The sequence below is a fragment of the Streptomyces sp. Ag109_O5-1 genome, assembly GCF_003814875.1.
GTDB classification, from domain to species: Bacteria; Actinomycetota; Actinomycetes; order Streptomycetales; family Streptomycetaceae; genus Streptomyces; species Streptomyces sasae.
The window spans coordinates 4267290-4284782 of sequence record NZ_RKQF01000001.1; the positions used below are offsets into that span (position 1 = coordinate 4267290).

The following is a 17493-nucleotide window of genomic DNA, read 5'->3' on the forward strand; positions in this document are numbered from 1 at the left end:
ACCGCCCCTTCCGCATTGCCGCACCGCGTGCCGTCACGGCAACAGATCGGACTTGAGCACCAGTTCACGCAGTTGCGCCCGGGTGAGCGGGTAATTCTTCATGACCGGGCCGAGCGACCCCTGCCCCGCGAAGCCCGTCCAGTCCCGGACGCTCAGCAGGGTGCCGTTCCTCAGCAGCAGCGTGGCATGCAGTTCGGGCCCGCTGTACGCGGGCTGGACCGCCTTCTGCGCCGGCCAGCGCCAGATGGTCAGCACCGCGCCGCCGGACACCGTCTCGCGGGTGCACTGCTCCTTGCGGGGCGTCTCGTGGGGCATGCCGCACGGATCCGGTTCGGGATTCTTCACGTGCTTCGCCGTGTACACGGTGACGAATCCGGTGCCGCCGTCCCGGGAGACGGCATAGTCCCCGTCGTAGGGCCCGACCTTCTTGCCCCCGAGCGGCTTCTTGGTCCCCTTGAGGAGCTGCCCCAGCGACACCTGACGCACTTTCCCGACACCCGCGGGCAGCAGCTTCCCGAACCCCGTCAGCTCGGCGGCCGGCGAGGCGGCCGGGCTCTGCCCCTGCCCGCCCGACAGCGCCCCTGATCCGAGCACGACCGCCGCCGCGACGGCCGCCGCGGCCACCCCGGTCACCCCCGCCCGCCGGCGCAGGCGCAGCCGCGCGGCCCGCGCGAAGACCGACTCGCTCCCCCGGCTCTCCGGCACCGGTACCGCGCCCGCCGCCTTCCAGAGCAGTTCCCGCACCATCTCGTTCTCGCTCATACGAATTCCTCCTGCACCGCGGCCCGCAGCGCCGCGAGCCCCCTGGCCGTGTGGCTCTTGACCGTGCTCTCCCGCATCCCGAGCAGTTCGGCGGTGGCGGCGACACTGAGGTCCTCCCAGTAGCGCAGCACCAGCACCGCCCGCTGTTTGGGCGCGAGCGAGGCGAGAGCGGCCCGCACCATCACCCCGGTGTCGCTGTCGACGCCCTGTCCCGGTACGTCTGGCAGCTCGCCGTACGCCTGCTCGCGCCGCCAGAAGCGGCGGCGGGCCGAGATGAAGGTGTTGACCAGCGTCTTGCGCGCATAGGCGTCTAGATTCTCCAGCCGCCCGTGTCTGCGCGCGCCGAGAACGACCCTGACCAGCGTCGTCTGGACGAGGTCCTCCGCCTCGTCGCGGTTGCCGCACAGCAGATACGCACTACGGAACAGCGCCGTGCGCCGGCCCTCGACGAAGGCGTGCAGCTGCGCTTCCGCGCCCCGCGTCATCCCTCCCCCTTCCCCGGTCCACCGGGTGACGGACCGTCTCACCCGTATCAGTGCGGTGACCCGCGCGCGGGGACGCGGAAGAGGCGGTACGAATTTTCCGTACCGCCTTCTTCGCTTTCTCGCACCGCCTCTTGCGCCGTGGGCCCCTACTTGAGCGCGAGCAACAGCGTGTCCGAGGGCGAGCACCACACCGCCCGGGCCTCCCCGAACCCCTTCTCCCGCAGTGTGTGCGCGTGCCACGCCGCCGAAGGCATGTCCCCGTCCGAGTGCTCGCCGTAGATCTCGAACCGGCGGGCCGTCGGCCCGGCCAGCACCGGGTCCTGAGCCGCCAGCTGCCACCACTCCGCCCAGTCCAGCGCGCCCGCCGCCTTGGCCTGATCCATATGGCGATGGCGCAGCGCCCGCTCCGCCGCATTGATCCGGGGCGTGCTGTCGTCGATCATGTGGTCCGCGTTCATGAAGACACCGCCGTCGCGGACGAGTCCCGCGACCTGACCGTAGAGGACCGCGAGGGGTTCGCTGTGCAGCCAGTGCAGGGCCGTGGCGGTCAGGACGGCGTCGTACGAGTCGTACGGCAGCCCCGCCGCCCACCGCGGGTCCTTGAGGTCGGCGGTGACGAACGAGACCCGGTCGTCGCCCGCGAAGGTGCCCTCGGCGATGGCGAGCAGGGCCGGGTCGAGGTCGACGCCGGTGCTGACCGCGTCCGGGAAGCGGGCAAGCAGCCGGGCGGTGATGCTGCCGGTGCCGCACGCGAGGTCCAGGACCCTCGGGGCCGTACCGACGAGCGCCTCGACCATGTCGAGCATGATCCGGAACCGTTCCTCGCGGTCCGGCATGTACCACTCCTGCTGCCGGTCCCAGCTCTCCTGCCAGGCAGCCCAGTCGGCACCGGCATCGGTCGTCGTAGCGTCCGCCATGACACCCCTCCACACCGCTTGTCGCGTAATACCCTGGAAGCACGACCGGCTGTTACCCGACCGCACCACCGACCATAGAGCGCCCCGGTAAGGACTACAAGTGGAACTGGCCTATTACTCGGATTACGCCGTCCGTCTCGTCAACAGCGAGGAACCGGCCCGGGGCAAGGACTCCCTGACCTCGGTCGAGGCCGTCCGCAGCCTCTTCGGCGGCAACCATCAGGCCGCCCGGCGCGCCACCGAAGCCGACGTCACGCGCTTCCGCTCGGTACGGGCCCGGCTGCGCGCGGTCTTCGAGGCGGCCGACAAGGGCGAGGAGACCCTCGCGGTCGACCTGCTGAACTCACTCCTCCTGGAGTTCCCGGTCAGCCCGCAGATCTCCGGCCACGACCACCGGGACGAGGACGGCCGCCCGCTGTGGCACATGCACCTGGCCGACCACCCCTCCAACGCCACCGCGGGCTACGCGGCGATCGCGGCGATGGGCCTGGCCTTCCACCTCACCGAGCACGGCGTCGACCGGCTCGGCCTGTGCGAGGCAGCACCGTGCCGCAACGCCTACCTCGACACATCCACCAACCGCTCCCGGCGCTACTGCTCGGACCGCTGCGCGACCCGCGCCAACGTGGCCGCCTACCGGGCCCGCAAACGCCTGGAGGCGGAGCGTCCCGAACGGTCCGACGACAGCACCGGCCGCGCCGCCGAGAGCGCCCAGCGCACCGTCGCCAGCGGCGAACGCTGACCGGCCCCGCGCGGCCGCCAGCGGAACAGGGCCCGCCCGAGGATCAGTTCCTCCGGCACGGTCCCGTAGTCCGTGCTGTCCCCGCCCGCGTACGCGTTGTCCCCGAGCACCCACCAGCCGCCCTCGCGCGGCTCCACGGCCCGCTTGACGACCAGCAGGTCCTGCTGGAACGGGTGACGCAGGACGACGACGTCACCGGCCCTCACCCGGGCCCCGTACCGCACCAGGAGCTGATCCCCCTGGTACAGCGTGGGCACCATCGACGGGCCGGTCACCTCGGCCAGCCCGAAGGGCGCGGCGCCCCTCCCCCGCTCGGTCTCCTGCGACAGCTCCGGCATCCCCGGCACCTCCCCGGTCCGTTCCTCCACCAGTCTCAGTCTGACCCTGGACTTTTGTCCTAAGCCCATGGGGGCACTCGCGAAATCACGCTTCCCAGGGAGTAATGTCCCACCTGAGAAGACGATCACGAGGAAGGAATGCTCCATGCTTTCCCGCCTGTTTGCCCCCAAGGTCAAGGTCAGCGCGCACTGCGACCTGCCCTGCGGTGTGTACGACCCGGCCCAGGCCCGCATCGAGGCGGAGTCGGTGAAGGCCGTGCAGGAGAAGATGGCCGCCAACGACGACCCGCACTTCCAGGCGCGCGCCACCGTCATCAAGGAGCAGCGCGCCGAGCTCGCCAAGCACCACGTCTCGGTGCTCTGGAGCGACTACTTCAAGCCCCCGCACTTCGAGAAGTACCCCCAGCTGCACGTCCTGGTGAACGACACCCTGAAGGCCCTGTCCGCCGCCAAGGCGTCCACGGACCCGAAGACCGGCGAGAAGGCCCTGGAGCTCATCGCCGAGATCGACAAGATCTTCTGGGAGACCAAGAAGGCCTGATCCTCGATCAGACCTTGTGCCCTGCGGTCACTTCGGTCGCAGTGCCTCCCTGTCCGCACCCGGCCCGCAGGCCGCCGAGAACGGCGTCCATGGCGGTCCGGGTGCGGTCTTCTTCGCCCGGCCACGGGTGGGCGTAGCTCCGCAGCGTGATGAGGGCGGAGGCGAAGAAGTGACGCAGGTCGTGGGTCACCATGTGCGGCAGCTCGACGGGCTTGGGGCCCTCGCGCTCGGCAGCCTCGATCTCCGTCGTGAAGAGCCGCTCCTTGGAGGGGAGGGCGGCGAGGTGCGTCAGGAGAACATCCGTGACGACCTCACAGACCGGCACGGTGCGCCGGGACTTGGCGGTCTTCGGCGGGCCGGTCTCCCCGGCTGGAGGCGATGACCTTGTGCTCGGCATCTGCGGTCATGAGGCGTACGAGGACGTCGTAGATGTTGCGCACGCTGCCGGGGCCGAGTTGCTCGGACAGGCTCTTGAACAGCACCAGCCGGAGCGCGTCGTCGGTGATGCGCGCGGCCGCCTCGCCGGCGATGAGCGACTCCTGATCACGTATGACATGCCACGTTTGACGTAATGGGCACTTCGGGCTGGTCCGCTGCGTCACCCTGGAAGGGTTGATCACGGTCGTGTCAGGAGCCCTGTGTACGGATCACGTGAGAGGGCCGAGCGGATCGGCTATGACCGCCGGATGGTCCCGAGCGTGTCCGGGCGGGCGCCGCATCTGCGGTACGAGTCCGGCAGGGACATGGGGACCGGGACTTTGAGGACACCGGCGCAAGGCCGCGGCCATGGCACAAGGTGAGCGGCGACCGGACAGCGGCATGACGGACCGTTCCGAAGGGTTCGGTGAGCGGCTGCTGGGGGTGCTGCTGGACCGGGCACACGAGATGCCGCCGCAGCTGATCGCCCCGCTGATCGCGGAAGAGGTTGCCAGGGTCGGTGGCCGCGACGTCTCGATCCTGCTGCAGGACTACGGCCAGTTGGTGCTGGTGCCGCTGCCGGGTCGGCGGCTGACGGTCGGCGAGCCCGAGCCGATCGGTGACTCTCCCGCCGGCACCGCCTTCCTGCAGGCGACCACTGTCGAGGTGCCGCGGCCCGACGGCGTCCGGATGTACCTACCGCTGCTGGACGGCAGCGACCAGGTGGGAGTGATGGGCCTCACCCTGGACAGCGTCGATGACGACGACCGGCGACTACTGCGCAGGCTCGCCGGTCTGGTCGCCGACATGCTGGTCACCAAGCACAGCTACACCGACCAGTTCTTCCTCGCCCGGCGCCGCGAACCGATGAGCGTGGCCGCGGAGATCCAGTGGTCCCTGCTGCCGCCGCTGGCGATGTCCGTCCCGCAGGCAGCGGTGGCCGGAATCCTGGAGCCCGCCTACAGCGTCGCGGGCGACAGCTTCGACTACGCCCTCAACGAGGACATCCTGCACGTGGCCATGGTCGATGCGATGGGGCACGGTCTGGACGCCGCCACGATGGCGACCGTCGCCGTCGGGGCCTACCGGCACGCCAGACGGGCCGACATCGGCCTGTCCGAGATCTATGCGTTCATGGACCGGGCCATCGCGGAGCAGTTCGGGCCCGACCACTTCGTCACCGCGCAGATGATGCGTCTGAACGTCGCAACGGGCCACCTGCAGTGGGTCAACGCGGGCCACCCCGCACCGCTGCTGATCCGCGACCACCAGGTCGTCCGGCAACTGACCGGCCCGACCACCTTGCCGGTCGGCTTCGGCGGTGAAGAGCCCCGGATCAGCGAGCAGATGCTCCAGCGCGGCGACCGGGTGCTGTGCTTCACCGACGGCCTGATCGAGGAACACGAAGCCGGTGAAGAGCAGTTCGGCGAGGAGCAACTCATCCACTGGGTCAACCGCGTCGAACACACGGAGAAGGGAGTACGCGCGGTGGTGCGCGCACTCTCCCACGCTCTGAAGCAGCAACGGGGCGGCCGCACCAGCGACGACGCGACCCTCTTCCTGATCGAATGGCGCGGGGGCGCCGCCGACCACCTCGCCCTCCTGGAGTGAGTTCCTTGGGGGGTTCACTTCTCCGTACGGTGCCACGGCCATGGCCGCCACCGCCGGGGGCGGCCATGGCCGAAGGTCAAGGTCGCCATGCGGTCATCGTGGCTCGCGGTGAACAGCTGGATCACGATCACGCCCAAGGCGATCATCGCGAGGAGCACGCCCACCGTCGCGACGATGTCCATGCCTCTCACACTCCTTCTGCCGGGGTCGGCACGGGGCCGACGACCGTTCTGTCAGAAGTACGTGAGGCAGGGTGGCGGGCGTCATGGCCGCCTTCGGAGTCCCAGACCGCCTCCCGGAACGAGTCCGAGTCGGCCGCTGCCTCCGCCGCGGCCCGGAAGCGTTCGGCCTCATGGATCAGGCCGGTCGCCGTGAGGCTCCGCGCCGGGTCGGTGGCCGTGGCCATCAGCCGGGCCGCGGTGGCCGGCGCTGTCTCCGGTGGGATCACCAGCAGGTCCCAGCGGCCGACGGTGTAGGAGAGCAGCAGCAACTTGTGCGGGTCTTGCTCGGCCTCGAACCAGCCGACGTGCACCACGTGCCCGTGGGCGGGCACCCTTCGCGGGATGACCGGCCAGAACGTGGGGTTCACCGTCACCTGGGTGATCCGCCCCCACAGCGGGTCGAGGACCTCGATGAGCGCCGGAAGCTCCGCCGTCAGGTCGCGGGAACGGGGCCACCAGGCACCGTCGATCAGGGCCGGAGCGGTGCCGGCGGGTGCCAGCACGAGTCGGGGCGGCGACGAGGAAGGGGTCCGCTCCTCGACCGCGGGCGTCAACAGAATGGTCGCGGTCATGATGCGGACCCAACCCCGGGCCGGTCACGGCCGACCCGGTTGTCGTGAATCGCCGAGAACGACGTCAGCGTGGAAGCCGGTGTACGAGATGCTCTCGGTAATCACCAGGGTACTCCTCGTCGAGGTCCGGCGGACTGACAACGTGAGCGTGGATGTGTCGGCGGTCGCCCACTTCCGGGTCGTCGACGCCGTGAAGTCGGTCGTCGCCGTCGAGAACGTCGATGCGGCGATCAACCGGACCGCCCAGACCACCCTGCGGAAGGTCGTCGGCCGGCACACGCTCGACGAGACGCTGTCGGAGACGGACCACCATCACCGCGTACCGCGGTGGTCGTGCGAGCGAGCGATCCGTGCCACCAGGGCTGACTCGTGGCGGACGTCTGTCGCGCGCGCCCCTGGGGCATCGGCCGATGATGGGAGTACGGCCGAACACGCGGAGCTGATCATGACGGGTTGGCGGGTCAGGGACTACACCCAGGACGATCTCGAAGCCCTGATCCGAGTCGACATGGAGAGCGGCACGACCGAGGAGCCGCCGCTCTTCCCGCTCTCGGACGCCGTGACGGCTCTCCAGGCCGGCCACCCCGCTGTGGTGGCCACGGCAGACGACGCGCTGATCGGCGCCACGGTGAGCAGGGTGGAGGGCGAACAGGCATGGATCCTGCGCATCTGCATGGCGTCCGGCTGGCGGCAGCGCGGGCTGGGCAGTGCCCTGATCACCGCCCTTGAGCAACGGCTCTTCGCCGCCGGCGTCCGGGCGGTGCACGCCGTCCTGCCCGAGGGTGAGACCGGTGCCGCCGCTCTGCGCAACTGCGACTTCGGCGCCCGCCCCGGGCTGGTCTTCTTCGAGAAGCGCGGGCCGGTGACTCCGCAGTCGGCCGGCACGCTGTCCTCGCTCGGAGCGGAGCTGCCGCCGGGGGGACTGTGGCAGAAGGTCGCGGGCATGCAACGGGAGAAGCAGCTCATCGAGCGGCGCCTGGTCCTGCCGCTGGCCCATCCCGAACTGGCCGCCCAGCACGGAGTGGAACTGCCGCGGGCGGTGATGCTGTTCGGCCCGCCCGGGACCGGCAAGAGCACGTTCGCGCACGCGATCGCCAGCCGCCTGGGATGGCCCTTCCTCGAACTGTTCCCCGCCCGTCTGGCCGCCGAGTACGGCCTGGCGACCGGGCTGAACCGGCGCTTCGACGAGATCGCCCGGCTCGACCACGTCCTGGTCTTCATCGACGAGGTCGAGGAGATCGCCGGCGAACGCGGCGGCGCGGACGCGACCGCTGTCGGCGTCGTCAACGAACTGCTCAAGGCGATCGTCCGGTTCCGAAGCCAGGACGGACGGCTGCTCGTCTGCGCCACGAACAACGTGACCACGCTGGACTCCGCGTTCCTGCGGCACGGTCGCTTCGACTACGTGCTGCCGATCGGCCCTCCCGACCACACCGCCAGGACCGCGCTGTGGGAGAGCTACCTGGCCCGGGCGGGCGCACGGGCCGACAGCGCGGTACTGGCGTCCGCCAGCGAGGGATTCACCCCCGCCGACATCGCCCACGCGGCGCGAACCGTCTCCCAGGCCCAGTTCGAGCGCACCTTCGACACCGGAACCCGGACCGCGCCCACCACGGACGACTACCTGGACACGGTCAGTGACACCAAGCCCACGGTCAGCGCCGCCATGGCCCAGGAATTCGCACAGCAGACGGAGAAGTTCGCCCGCATCTAGCGTCCAGGCCGATGGGGGTCGATCTGCGACGGACGTGTCAGGTCGGCATAGGAGGCGTGTCGCTGCCCGTATCGATGAGGATCTGTGTGGCCTCGGTGACGTTGTCGGCCCGTACTGCCCTGGCCATCGCGGCGCGTGCCGCGTCGGGCGACGTGTCCGGAGGGATCAGCATCAGGGAGAAATGGTCCCGGTCGCCCCGGGTGATGAGGACGGTGTCGTCACCGACCGGGAAGGAATCGATGTGGACGACCCGGCCGTCGGCCATCACCCGGGTCGGCAGTCCGTCCCAGGCGCTGCCGTCCAGACCGACGTGGGTGACAGGCCCGAGGTGCTCGGTCAACGCGGAGATCAGCGAGGGGAGTTCGGCACCGATGTCCCGGGACCGGGGCCACCATGCACCGTCCAGGATTCCCTCGCGTGAGTGCGTCGTCTCCAGCCGCAGCAGCACCGTGCCGGGTTTCACCGACCGGTGGACGGCGTCCGGCAGGAGCCTGGGGAGGTCGGGGGTGTCTGAGTCGGCCATGGTGTCCGTCCGTCCGCAGAGAGCAGTGCGACCGCAGAGCGTGCGACCGCGATTCGCCCCTGTTGCCTCACCGTACTCCGCCCGACGCTCGCGCGAGCGCTCCGCCGCAGGGCGCGGTTACGGAAACAGGCAACGGCTCCGGCGTATACCCGCCGGAGCCGCCCTTCCAGGTCATTGCACGTGAGCGTGCGCCGACCTGATTCCTACATTACGCCAAAGGGATTAATCCGGCATGAACCATCCTTGCGAAGGTTCACTCCGGTCCGAGAAGGCGACGCGGCGACTCAGCCACGCCCTTCCTCATCTGTCTCCATCTGCCGGATCCCCTGGTGCGTCAGCGTGATCATCGCGGGCGTGTTGCCCCTCCCCCAGTCCACGACGACCCAGCCTTCGCCCGCCAGATACGTACAGGCAGCGGCCATGTCCTGCTCGGGGATGCCGAGGTCGGTACGGAGCTTCGCCCCATCGACACCCAGGAGGCGATTGCCTTCGGCGGCTTGGTACAGAGCCTGCATGATCCTCTCGCGGTACGTCTTCCGGTCTCGCAATATCGCCATGACGTGCCTTCTTCCACCTCCCCTGGTCGGGCCCGAGTCGATGTCATCCGCGGTCGCTGTCGCCGTTGGGCGTGTCGGCGGTCCCGTCCGCAGCCCGTCGGCGATGCCTCCGGAGCCGGCGACCGATCCCCGGCAGGGCATCGCTGTAATGGAAGGCAGCGATCCGTTCGCTGTGCTGTGCGTTGAGCCGGTGGATGAGAACGACTCCGAGGGCGATCACGACGAGCAACACCGCCACGGCGATGAGAGTCATGGTCCTCTCACCTCCGCCGGCGGGCGGGCAGACGCCCTGTCGAACCCATGGGCCGGGACAGGGACGACGGCGGACGTGCTCCGCCATCGGTCTCCCACGCTTCTTCCCTGCTTCGGGCATCGATCCTTTCTGCTGCTCCCTCCAGGGCCGGGGCATCGATGTCGGCGCCGGCCATCAGCTGTGCGGCGGCTTCCGCACCGGATTCCGGCGGAATCACCAGCACGTCCCGACGACCATCCGCGGTGAAAAGGGTGACCCTGTGCGGATCCTGCTCCTCGGTGGACCAGCCCACCTGCACGGTGCGCCCGGTGACGGACACCCGACGCGGGATGACAGTCCAGTAGGCCGGGTTCACCGTGATTCCTGTGATGCGGCCCCAGACGTCGCCCAATGCCTCCGTCAGGAGTGGCAGCTCGCGGGTGAGGGCACGGGAGCGAGGCCACCACATGCCGTCCAGCCCGCCCGGCCCGGGGGTCAGGGACAGCCGGGCCGGCGGCGCGGGCCTGCTCGATGTCGTACGGTCAATGGTCACGGGCATGCCGCGAACCGATCCCCGGGCTCATGGATGCGACCCGGTGTTGTCGATCACCGGAAACGGCACCCGCAGCGGAGCCGGTGCGCGAAGAACTCCCGGTGCTTTCACACTACTCCGCCCGCTGATCCAAGAGGTCGCGGATGACCTGGTATTTCCCTGCCTTCAGGACCTGCTCCCGAATGCCCGAGGCGCCCCCTGTCAGAGCCAGTCCTTGCGCTTGAACGTCAGATAAAGAACGACGGACAGGACCACGATGACGGCAGCGGAGGTGATGAATCCCGACTCGCGGCCGAACCCGGGATAGGGGAGGTTCTGGCCGTAGTAGCCGGTGATCGCGGTGGGTACGGCGAAGATCGCGGCCCAGCTCGTCACCTTCTTCATGATCAGGTTCATGGTGTTGGCCTGGACCGAGAGGTTCGTCTCCATGACCGAGGCCACCAGGTCCCGCAGTGATTCCGTCCATTCGGTGGCACGCAGCACGTGGTCGTAGACGTCCTGGTAATACGGGACGAGAGGGGTGGTGATCACGTGCAGGCCGGGGCGCATGAGGGTGTTGACCACCTCCCGCATCGGGAGCACGACGCGGCGCAACTGGACGAGCGATTTGCGCAGCGCGAAAGCCCGGCGTTGCACGGCTTCGATCTCACGGCGCCCGGCCACGAAGAGCAGACCCTCCAACTCCTCGATGCCGTCGTCCAGTTGCTGGACCGCGGCGAAGTGGCCGTCCACGAGATGGTCGAGCAGGCCGTGCAGCAGGAATCCGACACCGTGGCCGGCCAGGTCCGGGCTCTCGTCCCAGCGGCTGACGACGTTCTCGATGTCGAAGCCGTCATCCTTGCGGACGGTGATCATGGCCTGACCGGTGAGGAATACGGCGATCTCGCTGTACGACAGTTCCGCATCGTCCGGACTGACGGTGACGGAATAGGCGCTGAGGAACTCGTGGGTGCGATAGCGGTCGAGTTTCGGCCGCTGCCCACGCTGTGCGGCGTCCTCCAGAGCAAGTTCGTGGATGCCGAACTCCTGGCCGAGCATGGTGAATTCGGCGGTCCCGGGCCGGTACAGGTCCAGCCACAGGACCGACGCCGGATCGGCGAGATACGCGGAGACGTCACTGGCGGGAAAGTCCTCCAGGGCGAGAGTGCCTTCGCGATACAGCCGGGTACGCGTCACCATGGCCCGAGGCTAGTGTCTTGCGCCCCGATCATGCCGCTTCGCCCCGATCGCCAGCGTGGCAGGCTCCCGACATCACCGGACAGCGGACGCACCCGCGCACATGCTCTCCGGCCAGTACCGCAACGAGACGATTCGGCGCCCCAACGGTCCCGCGAGCGGGACAGCAGTCCGCACGCAGTCAGCAGGTCACCGGCCCAGCCCACTACAAGGAGACCAAGAAGGCCTGAACCGCGACTGTTCGAGTTGCGAAAGCCTTACCCGACCGCACCCGGACCCCGGCTTGCCGACGGTCCGGGTTCGGTTGATCCGAACGGCTGGTGTGCGGCGTCCGGAGCCTGGGACGCCAGGGACTTGAGTGGTTCACCGGTCAGGCGGCAGATCCGCCACTCGTCCAGGAACTCCGCGCCGAGGGACTCGTACAGACCGATCGCCGGTTCGTTCCAGGCCAGCACCCACCACTCGAAGCGCTCATAGCCGCTGCGCAGGCAGAGCGCGGCGAGGGCGGCGAGCAGGGTCCTGCCGTGGCCGCCGCCGCGGGCGTGCGGGCGTACGTAGAGGTCCTCCAGGTGCATGCCCCGGGTTCCGGTCCAGGTGGAGAAGCGCGGGTACCACAGGGCGTAGCCCACGACCTCGCCCGTGGTGTCGTCCTCGGCGATCAGCGCGTAGGCCGCCGGGTGGATGCCGAACAGCGCCTCGCGGAGCTGCTCCTCGGTGGCCCGGGCCTGCTCGACGGCCCGTTCGTACTCGGCGAGTTCGCGGATCATCGCGCGGATCGCGGCGACGTCGTTCTCGGTGGCGGCCCTGATCATGCTGCAGATACTCGTCGATCGCGCCGAGGCGTGTCCACCGAGTCGATCACGTCCATCGCGTTCCGAAAGGCGCAGAGGCCGACCGGTCGTCCGGGCGGCCTCTGGAGTGTGGTGCCGGTCAGTGCCGGCCGTCGTGGTCGTCCTCGCCGACCTCCAGCAGGCCGGCCGCCGCGCCCACGACCCGCGGGTCGGGGCTGCCGACGACCTCCTCGTCCTTGTCGGCGTAGTCGAAGCGGGCCAGGACGCTGCGCATCGCCTCGACGCGGGCGCGCTTCTTGTCGTTGCTCTTGACCACGGTCCAGGGTGCGTACTCGGTGTCCGTCTCGCGGAACATCGCGACCTTCGCCGCCGTGTAGTCGTCCCAGCGGTCCAGCGAGGCCAGGTCCATCGGGCTGAGCTTCCACTGCCGTACCGGGTCGACCTGGCGGATGGTGAAGCGGGTCCGCTGCTCGCTCTGCGAGACCGAGAACCAGAACTTCACCAGGTCCACCCCGTCGTCCACCAGCATCCGCTCGAACAGCGGCGCCTGGCGCATGAAGCGCCGGTACTGGTCGTCCGAGCAGAAGCCCATGACCCGCTCGACGCCGGCCCGGTTGTACCAGGAGCGGTCGAACATCACGATCTCACCGGCGGTGGGGAGGTGTTCGACGTAGCGCTGGAAGTACCACTGGCCGCTCTCGCGTTCCGTGGGCTTCTCCAGCGCCACGACCCGGGCGCCACGCGGGTTCAGGTGCTCCGTGAAGCGCTTGATCGTGCCGCCCTTCCCGGCCGCGTCGCGTCCCTCGAAGACGATGACGATCCGGCGTCCCGTCTCCTTGATCCAGTTCTGCAGCTTCAGCAGTTCGATCTGCTGCAGCCGCTTGTGCCACTCGTACTCCTTGCGCTCCATGCGGGTCGCGTACGGGTAGTTCTCCCGCCAGGTGTCGATCGGGGATCCGTCCGGGCGGATGAGTACGGGGTCGTCGGGGTCGCTGTAGTCGACCTTCAGATGGGCCAGGTCGGCCAGGTCGGACAGCAGGTCCGGCGTCGTCATCCAGTCCTCCTCAGCGGCTCATGGGTTCGGGGTTTCGGGGTCAGTGGAACTGCGGAACGATCAGGTAGATGCCGTAGGCCACCACCGCCACGCAGGCGAGGAAGCACAGCCCTGCCTGGGCGGCGCCGACGGTGCTGGTGCTGCCCTGTTCCTTGGCTCCTTCGTAGCGTGCGAGGCCGAGGACACCGAAGGCGAAAACGACCACCACTGCGACTGTAACTCCGATGCTCACAGCGGTGACCTGGCCGAGTGCGGTCCAGTCGATGGTCATGGGAACTCCCTCACTCAGGCGGCGGTGTCGACGTGGGACGGGGGCGTGGTGCGGATGGCGACCTCGTGGTGGTCGTTCACGTTGTCGGCGTGGATCGGGTTGCGGCGCGACAGCAGGACGATGCCCGCCGCGAGCGCGGCGCCGACCAGCGCGACGACGATCGTGCCGAAGTTGCCGCCGTGCTTGACCGCGGCCGCGGAGATGCCGCCTACCAGCGCGGCGCACGGCAGGGTGATCAGCCAGGCGGCCACCATGCGGCCCGCGACGCCCCAGCGGACCTCCGCGAGCTTCCGGCCGAGGCCCGCGCCGAGGATGGAGCCGGAGGCGACCTGCGTGGTGGACAGGGCGAAGCCCATGTGGGCGGAGGTCAGGATGACGGCCGTGGAGGCGGTCTCGGCCGCGAAGCCCTGCGGGGACTGGATCTCGGTGAGGCCCTTGCCCATGGTGCGGATGATCCGCCAGCCGCCGATGTAGGTGCCGAGGGCGATGGCGAGACCGGCGCAGAGGATCACCCAGACCGGCGGTCCTGCCCCGTCCGGGAGCGCGCCGACGGAGATCAGGGTCAGGGTGATGATGCCCATGGTCTTCTGGGCGTCGTTGGTGCCGTGGGCGAGCGAGACCAGCGAGGCGGAGCCGATCTGGCCGAGCCGGAAGCCCTTGGTCACGGAGTCCGCGCGGCCCCGGGTGGTGAGCTTGTAGGCGGCGTAGGTGGCGATCAGGGCGGCGACGCCCGCCACGACCGGCGAGGCGAAGGCCGGGATGATGATCTTCTCGACGACCTTGTCGAAGTTCACCGCACCGGAGCCGGCCCCGACCCAGACCGCGCCGATCAGCCCGCCGAACAGGGCGTGCGAGGAACTGGAGGGAAGTCCGACCAGCCAGGTCACCAGGTTCCACAGAATCGCACCCACGAGCCCCGCGAAGATCATCGCCGGACTCACCTTGGCGTCGTTCACAATGCCGCCGGAGATCGTCTTGGCGACCTCCGTGGAGAGGAAGGCTCCGACCAGGTTCAGCACACCACTGATCAGAACAGCTGTCTTCGGCTTGAGCGCACCGGTTGCGATGGACGTGGCCATCGCGTTCGCCGTGTCGTGAAATCCGTTGGTGAAGTCGAAAGCGAGTGCAGTGACGATCACGACCGCCACGAGGAACGTGATGTGGTCCATTCCTTTATGCAAACAAGGATGCGCCAATTGCGCGAGAACTGGAGGGAAACGAACGCACAAGAACAAACCCGGTCCGTGTGCACAATGTGCATGCCATCCTGGTGCGATGACCCTGGAGGACCTGAGACGGCTGCGCCGGGCCCGCGACCGGATGGACCGCGAGTACGCCGAGCCGCTCGACATGGCCGAGATCGCCCGTACCGCCCTCATGTCCCCCGGCCATTTCCAGCGCAGCTTCCGCAAGGCCTTCGGCGAGACGCCGTACAGCTACCTCATGACCCGGCGGGTCGAACGGGCCAAGGCGTTGCTCAGGAGGGGCGACCTGACGGTGACGGAGGTGTGCATGGCCGTCGGCTGTACGTCGCTGGGGTCCTTCAGCTCGCGCTTCACCGAACTGGTCGGGGAGACACCGAGCGCCTACCGGGCGCGGGACCACGAGGAGAGCACGGTGATCCCGTCCTGCGTGGCCCGCACGTTCACCCGCCCGCGCCGCCGGCCGTACTGACCGTCCGGGAAACAGTCGGGAAGCGGTGCGTGCCGCACCGGCCCAGGTCACTCCCCGCTCCCCGGCCGTACACTGGGCGTCATCATCAACTCCGTTGCCCGACAAGGCGTGTGGACGACCAGGCCTTTGCACACATCCGGGGGAGCCGTGGCAACCGCGTTCATCTGTGTCCTGAGCCCCGACCCGGTCATGGACGCCGAGTCCCTGACCGACTGGCTCACCGGCGAGCCCGAGCTCTCCGGCAGGGTCCGGCTGACCGGGGGCGCCCCGGCCGCGGGCCAGTTGGGCGTCCCGCTGGACACGGTGTCCGTCCTGCTGGGCGCGGGCGGCCCGCTCACCGTGCTCGCCTCCTGCCTGCGCGCCTGGATCACCCAGCCGCGCCGCAGCGACGTCAAGCTCAGCGTCAGTCGCGAGAACGGCCCCGCGATCGAGATCGACGCCAAGCGGGTCAGCCGCGAGGACATGGCGGAGCTGCTGCGCCAGGCCCTGGACCGGCACCAGGATCCGCAGGCGTGACGTGCGCCTTCCCGACCCCCTCCGCTCCCGGGTCGTGCTGATCGGCGCGAGCCGCTACTCCGACCCGGCCCTGCCCGATGTGCCGGTCGTCGAGAAGACCGTCACCGATCTCGCCGGGCTGCTCACCGAGCCGCACCACGGGCTCGTCCCCGAGAGCCATTGCACGGTCCTCCTCGACGACGGCGACCTGCGCACGGTCGGCGACCGGCTGCGCTCGGCCGTCGCCGGGGCCGAGGACCTCCTGCTGGTCCACTACGCCGGTCACGGCCTGGTCGCCGGCCGCCGCCACACCCTGTACCTGGGCCTGCCGGACAGTCGCTGGGAGGCGCCCGAGTTCAACTCCCTGGAGTACGACAAGCTCCGCGACGCCGTCCTCGACTCCCCCGCCGAGACCAAGGTGGTGATCCTCGACTGCTGCTTCTCCGGCCGGGCGGTCGGCGACCCGCTCGGCGGCGGCGCCGTCGGCCGGATCGAGCAGCTGGCGGTGGCGGGCACCTATGTCCTGACCTCGGCCCAGCGCGACCAGGTCGCCCTCGCCCTCCCGGACGAGGAACACACGGCGTTCTCCGGCCGGTTGATACGGCTGCTGCGCGAAGGGGTGGTCGGCGGCCCCGAGTTGTTCACGGTCGACGACCTCTACCGCCGGCTGCGCGCCATCATGGCCGCCGAGGGCCTGCCCACCCCGCTCAACCGGGGCGCCGGCACCGCCGCTTCCATCGCCCTCGGCGTCAACCGCGCGTTCGCCGCGACCGCGGGACCCGAACTGCGCCGACGGCACGGCGCCGCCGTCGAACAGGGCAAGGCCGGAGACTGGGCCGGGGCCGCCGAACAGCTCCAAAAGACCGTCGCCGAACAGACCAGGATCCTGGGCGCCGAACACCAGGACACTTTGCGCGGCCGCCAGTCCCACGCGCACAGCCTGGGCGGCGCGGGCAGTCCGGCTCAGGCGGCGGACCTGCTGCGCCGGCTCCTCGCCGACCAGCTGCGGCTGCTCGGCCCCGACCACGAGGACACCCTGCGCACCCGGCAGTTCCTCGCCGTCAACCTCGGCGAGGCGGGGCACCGGGAGGAGGCGGCCGGCCTGCTCCGGCTGCTGCTCGCGGACCGGGAGCGGGTGCTGGGCGGGGAACATCCGCACACGCTGCGGACCCGCCATCTGCTGGCCCGGAACCTGGCGTTCACGGGTGGCCGGGAGGAGGCGCAGGCGCTGCTCGGTGAGGTGGTGGCGGTGCGGGAGCGGCTGCTGGGGACGGACCACCCGCACACCCGGCGGGCTCGGGAGGATCTGGCGGGGGTGAGCGGTGTACGAGAGGTTCGGTGAGCGGGCCCAGGGCGTGGTGGAGACCGCCCGCGACGTGGCACGGCGGCTCAGGCACTGGTACGTGGAGCCGGGGCATGTCCTGCTGGCGCTGCTAGAACTGGACGAGGAGGACACCGTACGGATGCTGGGCGCACCCGCCGAGGCGCTGCGCGGCGGGGTGATCGGCGCGCTCGGCAGGGGAACCGTGGCGCCGGGCGATCACCTGCCGCTGACGGGCGAGACCGTCGCGGTGTTCGAGCTGGCGCCCCGGGAGGCGGACCGGTTCGGCGACCGGACCGTGGAGCCGTTCCATGTCCTGCTCGCCCTGTTGTCCGCCGGGAACACCCTGGTCATGGACGTCGTCGCGGCCCACCGGGTCGCCCCGGGGCGGGTACTGCGGCCGGCCACGGGATCGCCGGCTCCCACCCCTGCGGACTCCGGGTCCCGGGACCCGGCCACGGCCCCGGCCCACGACCCCTATGTCTGGGCCATGAGCTGACCGGGCACGGCGGCCCGTTTGCTCCTA

General features: G+C 69.7%; 23 protein-coding genes and 1 pseudogene. 8 read left to right on the forward strand and 16 right to left on the reverse strand.

All coding sequences use genetic code 11. The features are described from left to right. Window positions 1-33 precede the first annotated feature (33 nt). The 3 genes from EDD90_RS19275 to EDD90_RS19285 all read right to left on the reverse strand — a co-directional run bounded on the left by EDD90_RS19275 (window position 34) and on the right by EDD90_RS19285 (window position 2164). A complete protein-coding gene (locus EDD90_RS19275) occupies window positions 34-762 on the reverse strand; it encodes a hypothetical protein (RefSeq protein WP_123974210.1) in 729 nt (242 codons plus the stop codon). Next, a complete protein-coding gene (locus EDD90_RS19280) occupies window positions 759-1247 on the reverse strand; it encodes a SigE family RNA polymerase sigma factor (RefSeq protein WP_123974211.1) in 489 nt (162 codons plus the stop codon). Before EDD90_RS19280 ends, EDD90_RS19275 begins: the two co-directional genes overlap by 4 nt. Window positions 1248-1393: 146 nt before the next feature. Beyond that, window positions 1394-2164: a trans-aconitate 2-methyltransferase gene (locus EDD90_RS19285; protein ID WP_123974212.1), complete on the reverse strand. Its 771-nt coding sequence runs from the start codon at window positions 2162-2164 to the stop codon at window positions 1394-1396. 100 nt (window positions 2165-2264) lie between these two features. On the opposite strand from EDD90_RS19285, the gene EDD90_RS19290 reads away from it, so the two are divergent. Continuing rightward, window positions 2265-2906, forward strand: coding sequence for an ABATE domain-containing protein (locus EDD90_RS19290; RefSeq protein ID WP_123974213.1), 642 nt, complete (start codon window positions 2265-2267; stop codon window positions 2904-2906). Here EDD90_RS19290 and sodX read toward each other — a convergent pair. Next, entirely contained in the window at window positions 2798-3244 is a 447-nt protein-coding gene (gene sodX, locus EDD90_RS19295) for a nickel-type superoxide dismutase maturation protease (protein WP_123981384.1), read from the reverse strand. The two genes, EDD90_RS19290 and sodX, sit on opposite strands and share 109 nt — an antisense overlap. Before the next feature lie 145 nt (window positions 3245-3389). On the opposite strand from sodX, the gene sodN reads away from it, so the two are divergent. After that, window positions 3390-3785 (forward strand): superoxide dismutase, Ni, encoded by a 396-nt coding sequence (sodN, locus tag EDD90_RS19300; protein WP_055634112.1) that lies wholly within the window; start codon window positions 3390-3392, stop codon window positions 3783-3785. A gap of 7 nt (window positions 3786-3792) precedes the next feature. Here sodN and EDD90_RS58590 read toward each other — a convergent pair. Continuing rightward, window positions 3793-4327: pseudogene (locus EDD90_RS58590) on the reverse strand (site-specific integrase); the annotation flags it as partial. 244 nt (window positions 4328-4571) lie between these two features. Between EDD90_RS58590 and EDD90_RS19310 the strand changes: the two are divergent. Further along, window positions 4572-5813 (forward strand): PP2C family protein-serine/threonine phosphatase, encoded by a 1242-nt coding sequence (locus tag EDD90_RS19310; protein ID WP_123974214.1) that lies wholly within the window; start codon window positions 4572-4574, stop codon window positions 5811-5813. Window positions 5814-5827: 14 nt separating this feature from the next. On the opposite strand, the gene EDD90_RS55545 is transcribed toward EDD90_RS19310, so the two are convergent. Continuing rightward, the gene (locus EDD90_RS55545) at window positions 5828-5995 is read right to left on the reverse strand and encodes a hypothetical protein (protein WP_185149153.1); all 168 of its coding nucleotides are present in this window, start codon (window positions 5993-5995) and stop codon (window positions 5828-5830) included. A 5-nt stretch (window positions 5996-6000) separates the two neighbouring features. Beyond that, a complete protein-coding gene (locus tag EDD90_RS19315) occupies window positions 6001-6606 on the reverse strand; it encodes a DUF5994 family protein (protein WP_123974215.1) in 606 nt (201 codons plus the stop codon). 88 nt (window positions 6607-6694) lie between these two features. Here EDD90_RS19315 and EDD90_RS19320 point away from each other — a divergent pair, with 88 nt between their 5' ends. Next, window positions 6695-8320, forward strand: coding sequence for a GNAT family N-acetyltransferase (locus EDD90_RS19320; protein ID WP_260327941.1), 1626 nt, complete (start codon window positions 6695-6697; stop codon window positions 8318-8320). A gap of 37 nt (window positions 8321-8357) precedes the next feature. On the opposite strand, the gene EDD90_RS19325 is transcribed toward EDD90_RS19320, so the two are convergent. The 9 genes from EDD90_RS19325 to EDD90_RS19365 form a co-directional block, all read right to left on the reverse strand. Next, window positions 8358-8843 carry a DUF5994 family protein gene (locus EDD90_RS19325; RefSeq protein ID WP_123974217.1) on the reverse strand — a complete coding sequence of 162 codons (486 nt, stop codon included), beginning with the start codon at window positions 8841-8843 and terminating at the stop codon, window positions 8358-8360. 284 nt (window positions 8844-9127) lie between these two features. Continuing rightward, window positions 9128-9400, reverse strand: a complete 273-nt coding sequence (locus EDD90_RS19330; RefSeq protein WP_123974218.1) for a hypothetical protein — start codon at window positions 9398-9400, stop codon at window positions 9128-9130. A 43-nt stretch (window positions 9401-9443) separates the two neighbouring features. Continuing rightward, entirely contained in the window at window positions 9444-9653 is a 210-nt protein-coding gene (locus EDD90_RS19335; RefSeq protein ID WP_123974219.1) for a hypothetical protein, read from the reverse strand. Window positions 9654-9660: 7 nt separating this feature from the next. Beyond that, window positions 9661-10191 (reverse strand): DUF5994 family protein, encoded by a 531-nt coding sequence (locus tag EDD90_RS19340; RefSeq protein ID WP_123974220.1) that lies wholly within the window; start codon window positions 10189-10191, stop codon window positions 9661-9663. 195 nt (window positions 10192-10386) lie between these two features. Continuing rightward, on the reverse strand, window positions 10387-11364 hold the full coding sequence (locus EDD90_RS19345) for a magnesium transporter CorA family protein (protein WP_123974221.1): 978 nt from the start codon (window positions 11362-11364) through the stop codon (window positions 10387-10389). A gap of 254 nt (window positions 11365-11618) precedes the next feature. After that, window positions 11619-12173: a GNAT family N-acetyltransferase gene (locus EDD90_RS19350; protein WP_123974222.1), complete on the reverse strand. Its 555-nt coding sequence runs from the start codon at window positions 12171-12173 to the stop codon at window positions 11619-11621. 118 nt (window positions 12174-12291) lie between these two features. Continuing rightward, the gene (gene ppk2 / locus EDD90_RS19355; protein ID WP_123974223.1) at window positions 12292-13206 is read right to left on the reverse strand and encodes a polyphosphate kinase 2; all 915 of its coding nucleotides are present in this window, start codon (window positions 13204-13206) and stop codon (window positions 12292-12294) included. A 40-nt stretch (window positions 13207-13246) separates the two neighbouring features. Next, window positions 13247-13477 (reverse strand): hypothetical protein, encoded by a 231-nt coding sequence (locus EDD90_RS19360; RefSeq protein ID WP_123974224.1) that lies wholly within the window; start codon window positions 13475-13477, stop codon window positions 13247-13249. Between the two features lie 14 nt (window positions 13478-13491). Continuing rightward, window positions 13492-14646, reverse strand: a complete 1155-nt coding sequence (locus EDD90_RS19365) for an inorganic phosphate transporter (RefSeq protein WP_123974225.1) — start codon at window positions 14644-14646, stop codon at window positions 13492-13494. A gap of 106 nt (window positions 14647-14752) precedes the next feature. Here EDD90_RS19365 and EDD90_RS19370 point away from each other — a divergent pair, with 106 nt between their 5' ends. From EDD90_RS19370 to EDD90_RS19385, 4 genes are all read left to right on the forward strand, one after another. After that, entirely contained in the window at window positions 14753-15151 is a 399-nt protein-coding gene (locus tag EDD90_RS19370) for a helix-turn-helix transcriptional regulator (RefSeq protein WP_123974226.1), read from the forward strand. A 147-nt stretch (window positions 15152-15298) separates the two neighbouring features. Then, window positions 15299-15667 (forward strand): effector-associated constant component EACC1, encoded by a 369-nt coding sequence (locus EDD90_RS19375; protein ID WP_123974227.1) that lies wholly within the window; start codon window positions 15299-15301, stop codon window positions 15665-15667. A gap of 1 nt (window position 15668) precedes the next feature. Then, window positions 15669-16988 (forward strand): caspase domain-containing protein, encoded by a 1320-nt coding sequence (locus tag EDD90_RS19380; protein WP_123974228.1) that lies wholly within the window; start codon window positions 15669-15671, stop codon window positions 16986-16988. Further along, a complete protein-coding gene (locus EDD90_RS19385) occupies window positions 16969-17466 on the forward strand; it encodes a Clp protease N-terminal domain-containing protein (protein WP_123974229.1) in 498 nt (165 codons plus the stop codon). The genes EDD90_RS19380 and EDD90_RS19385 overlap by 20 nt, the downstream gene beginning before the upstream one ends. Window positions 17467-17493 lie beyond the last annotated feature (27 nt).

Bases quoted from the DNA above. Each gene is read 5' to 3' on its own strand.
- EDD90_RS19360 (WP_123974224.1), bottom strand. From the start codon at position 13,477: ATGACCATCGACTGGACCGCACTCGGCCAGGTCACCGCTGTGAGCATC.
- EDD90_RS19365 (WP_123974225.1), bottom strand. From the start codon at position 14,646: ATGGACCACATCACGTTCCTCGTGGCGGTCGTGATCGTCACTGCACTC.
- sodN (WP_055634112.1), top strand. From the start codon at position 3,390: ATGCTTTCCCGCCTGTTTGCCCCCAAGGTCAAGGTCAGCGCGCACTGC.
- EDD90_RS19330 (WP_123974218.1), bottom strand. From the start codon at position 9,400: ATGGCGATATTGCGAGACCGGAAGACGTACCGCGAGAGGATCATGCAG.
- EDD90_RS19340 (WP_123974220.1), bottom strand. From the start codon at position 10,191: ATGCCCGTGACCATTGACCGTACGACATCGAGCAGGCCCGCGCCGCCG.
- EDD90_RS19350 (WP_123974222.1), bottom strand. From the start codon at position 12,173: ATGATCAGGGCCGCCACCGAGAACGACGTCGCCGCGATCCGCGCGATG.
- EDD90_RS19335 (WP_123974219.1), bottom strand. From the start codon at position 9,653: ATGACTCTCATCGCCGTGGCGGTGTTGCTCGTCGTGATCGCCCTCGGA.
- sodX (WP_123981384.1), bottom strand. From the start codon at position 3,244: ATGCCGGAGCTGTCGCAGGAGACCGAGCGGGGGAGGGGCGCCGCGCCC.
- EDD90_RS19325 (WP_123974217.1), bottom strand. From the start codon at position 8,843: ATGGCCGACTCAGACACCCCCGACCTCCCCAGGCTCCTGCCGGACGCC.
- EDD90_RS19275 (WP_123974210.1), bottom strand. From the start codon at position 762: ATGAGCGAGAACGAGATGGTGCGGGAACTGCTCTGGAAGGCGGCGGGC.
- EDD90_RS19310 (WP_123974214.1), top strand. From the start codon at position 4,572: ATGGCACAAGGTGAGCGGCGACCGGACAGCGGCATGACGGACCGTTCC.
- EDD90_RS19285 (WP_123974212.1), bottom strand. From the start codon at position 2,164: ATGGCGGACGCTACGACGACCGATGCCGGTGCCGACTGGGCTGCCTGG.
- EDD90_RS19345 (WP_123974221.1), bottom strand. From the start codon at position 11,364: ATGGTGACGCGTACCCGGCTGTATCGCGAAGGCACTCTCGCCCTGGAG.
- EDD90_RS19280 (WP_123974211.1), bottom strand. From the start codon at position 1,247: ATGACGCGGGGCGCGGAAGCGCAGCTGCACGCCTTCGTCGAGGGCCGG.
- ppk2 (WP_123974223.1), bottom strand. From the start codon at position 13,206: ATGACGACGCCGGACCTGCTGTCCGACCTGGCCGACCTGGCCCATCTG.
- EDD90_RS19320 (WP_260327941.1), top strand. From the start codon at position 6,695: ATGCTCTCGGTAATCACCAGGGTACTCCTCGTCGAGGTCCGGCGGACT.
- EDD90_RS19315 (WP_123974215.1), bottom strand. From the start codon at position 6,606: ATGACCGCGACCATTCTGTTGACGCCCGCGGTCGAGGAGCGGACCCCT.
- EDD90_RS55545 (WP_185149153.1), bottom strand. From the start codon at position 5,995: ATGGACATCGTCGCGACGGTGGGCGTGCTCCTCGCGATGATCGCCTTG.
- EDD90_RS19370 (WP_123974226.1), top strand. From the start codon at position 14,753: ATGACCCTGGAGGACCTGAGACGGCTGCGCCGGGCCCGCGACCGGATG.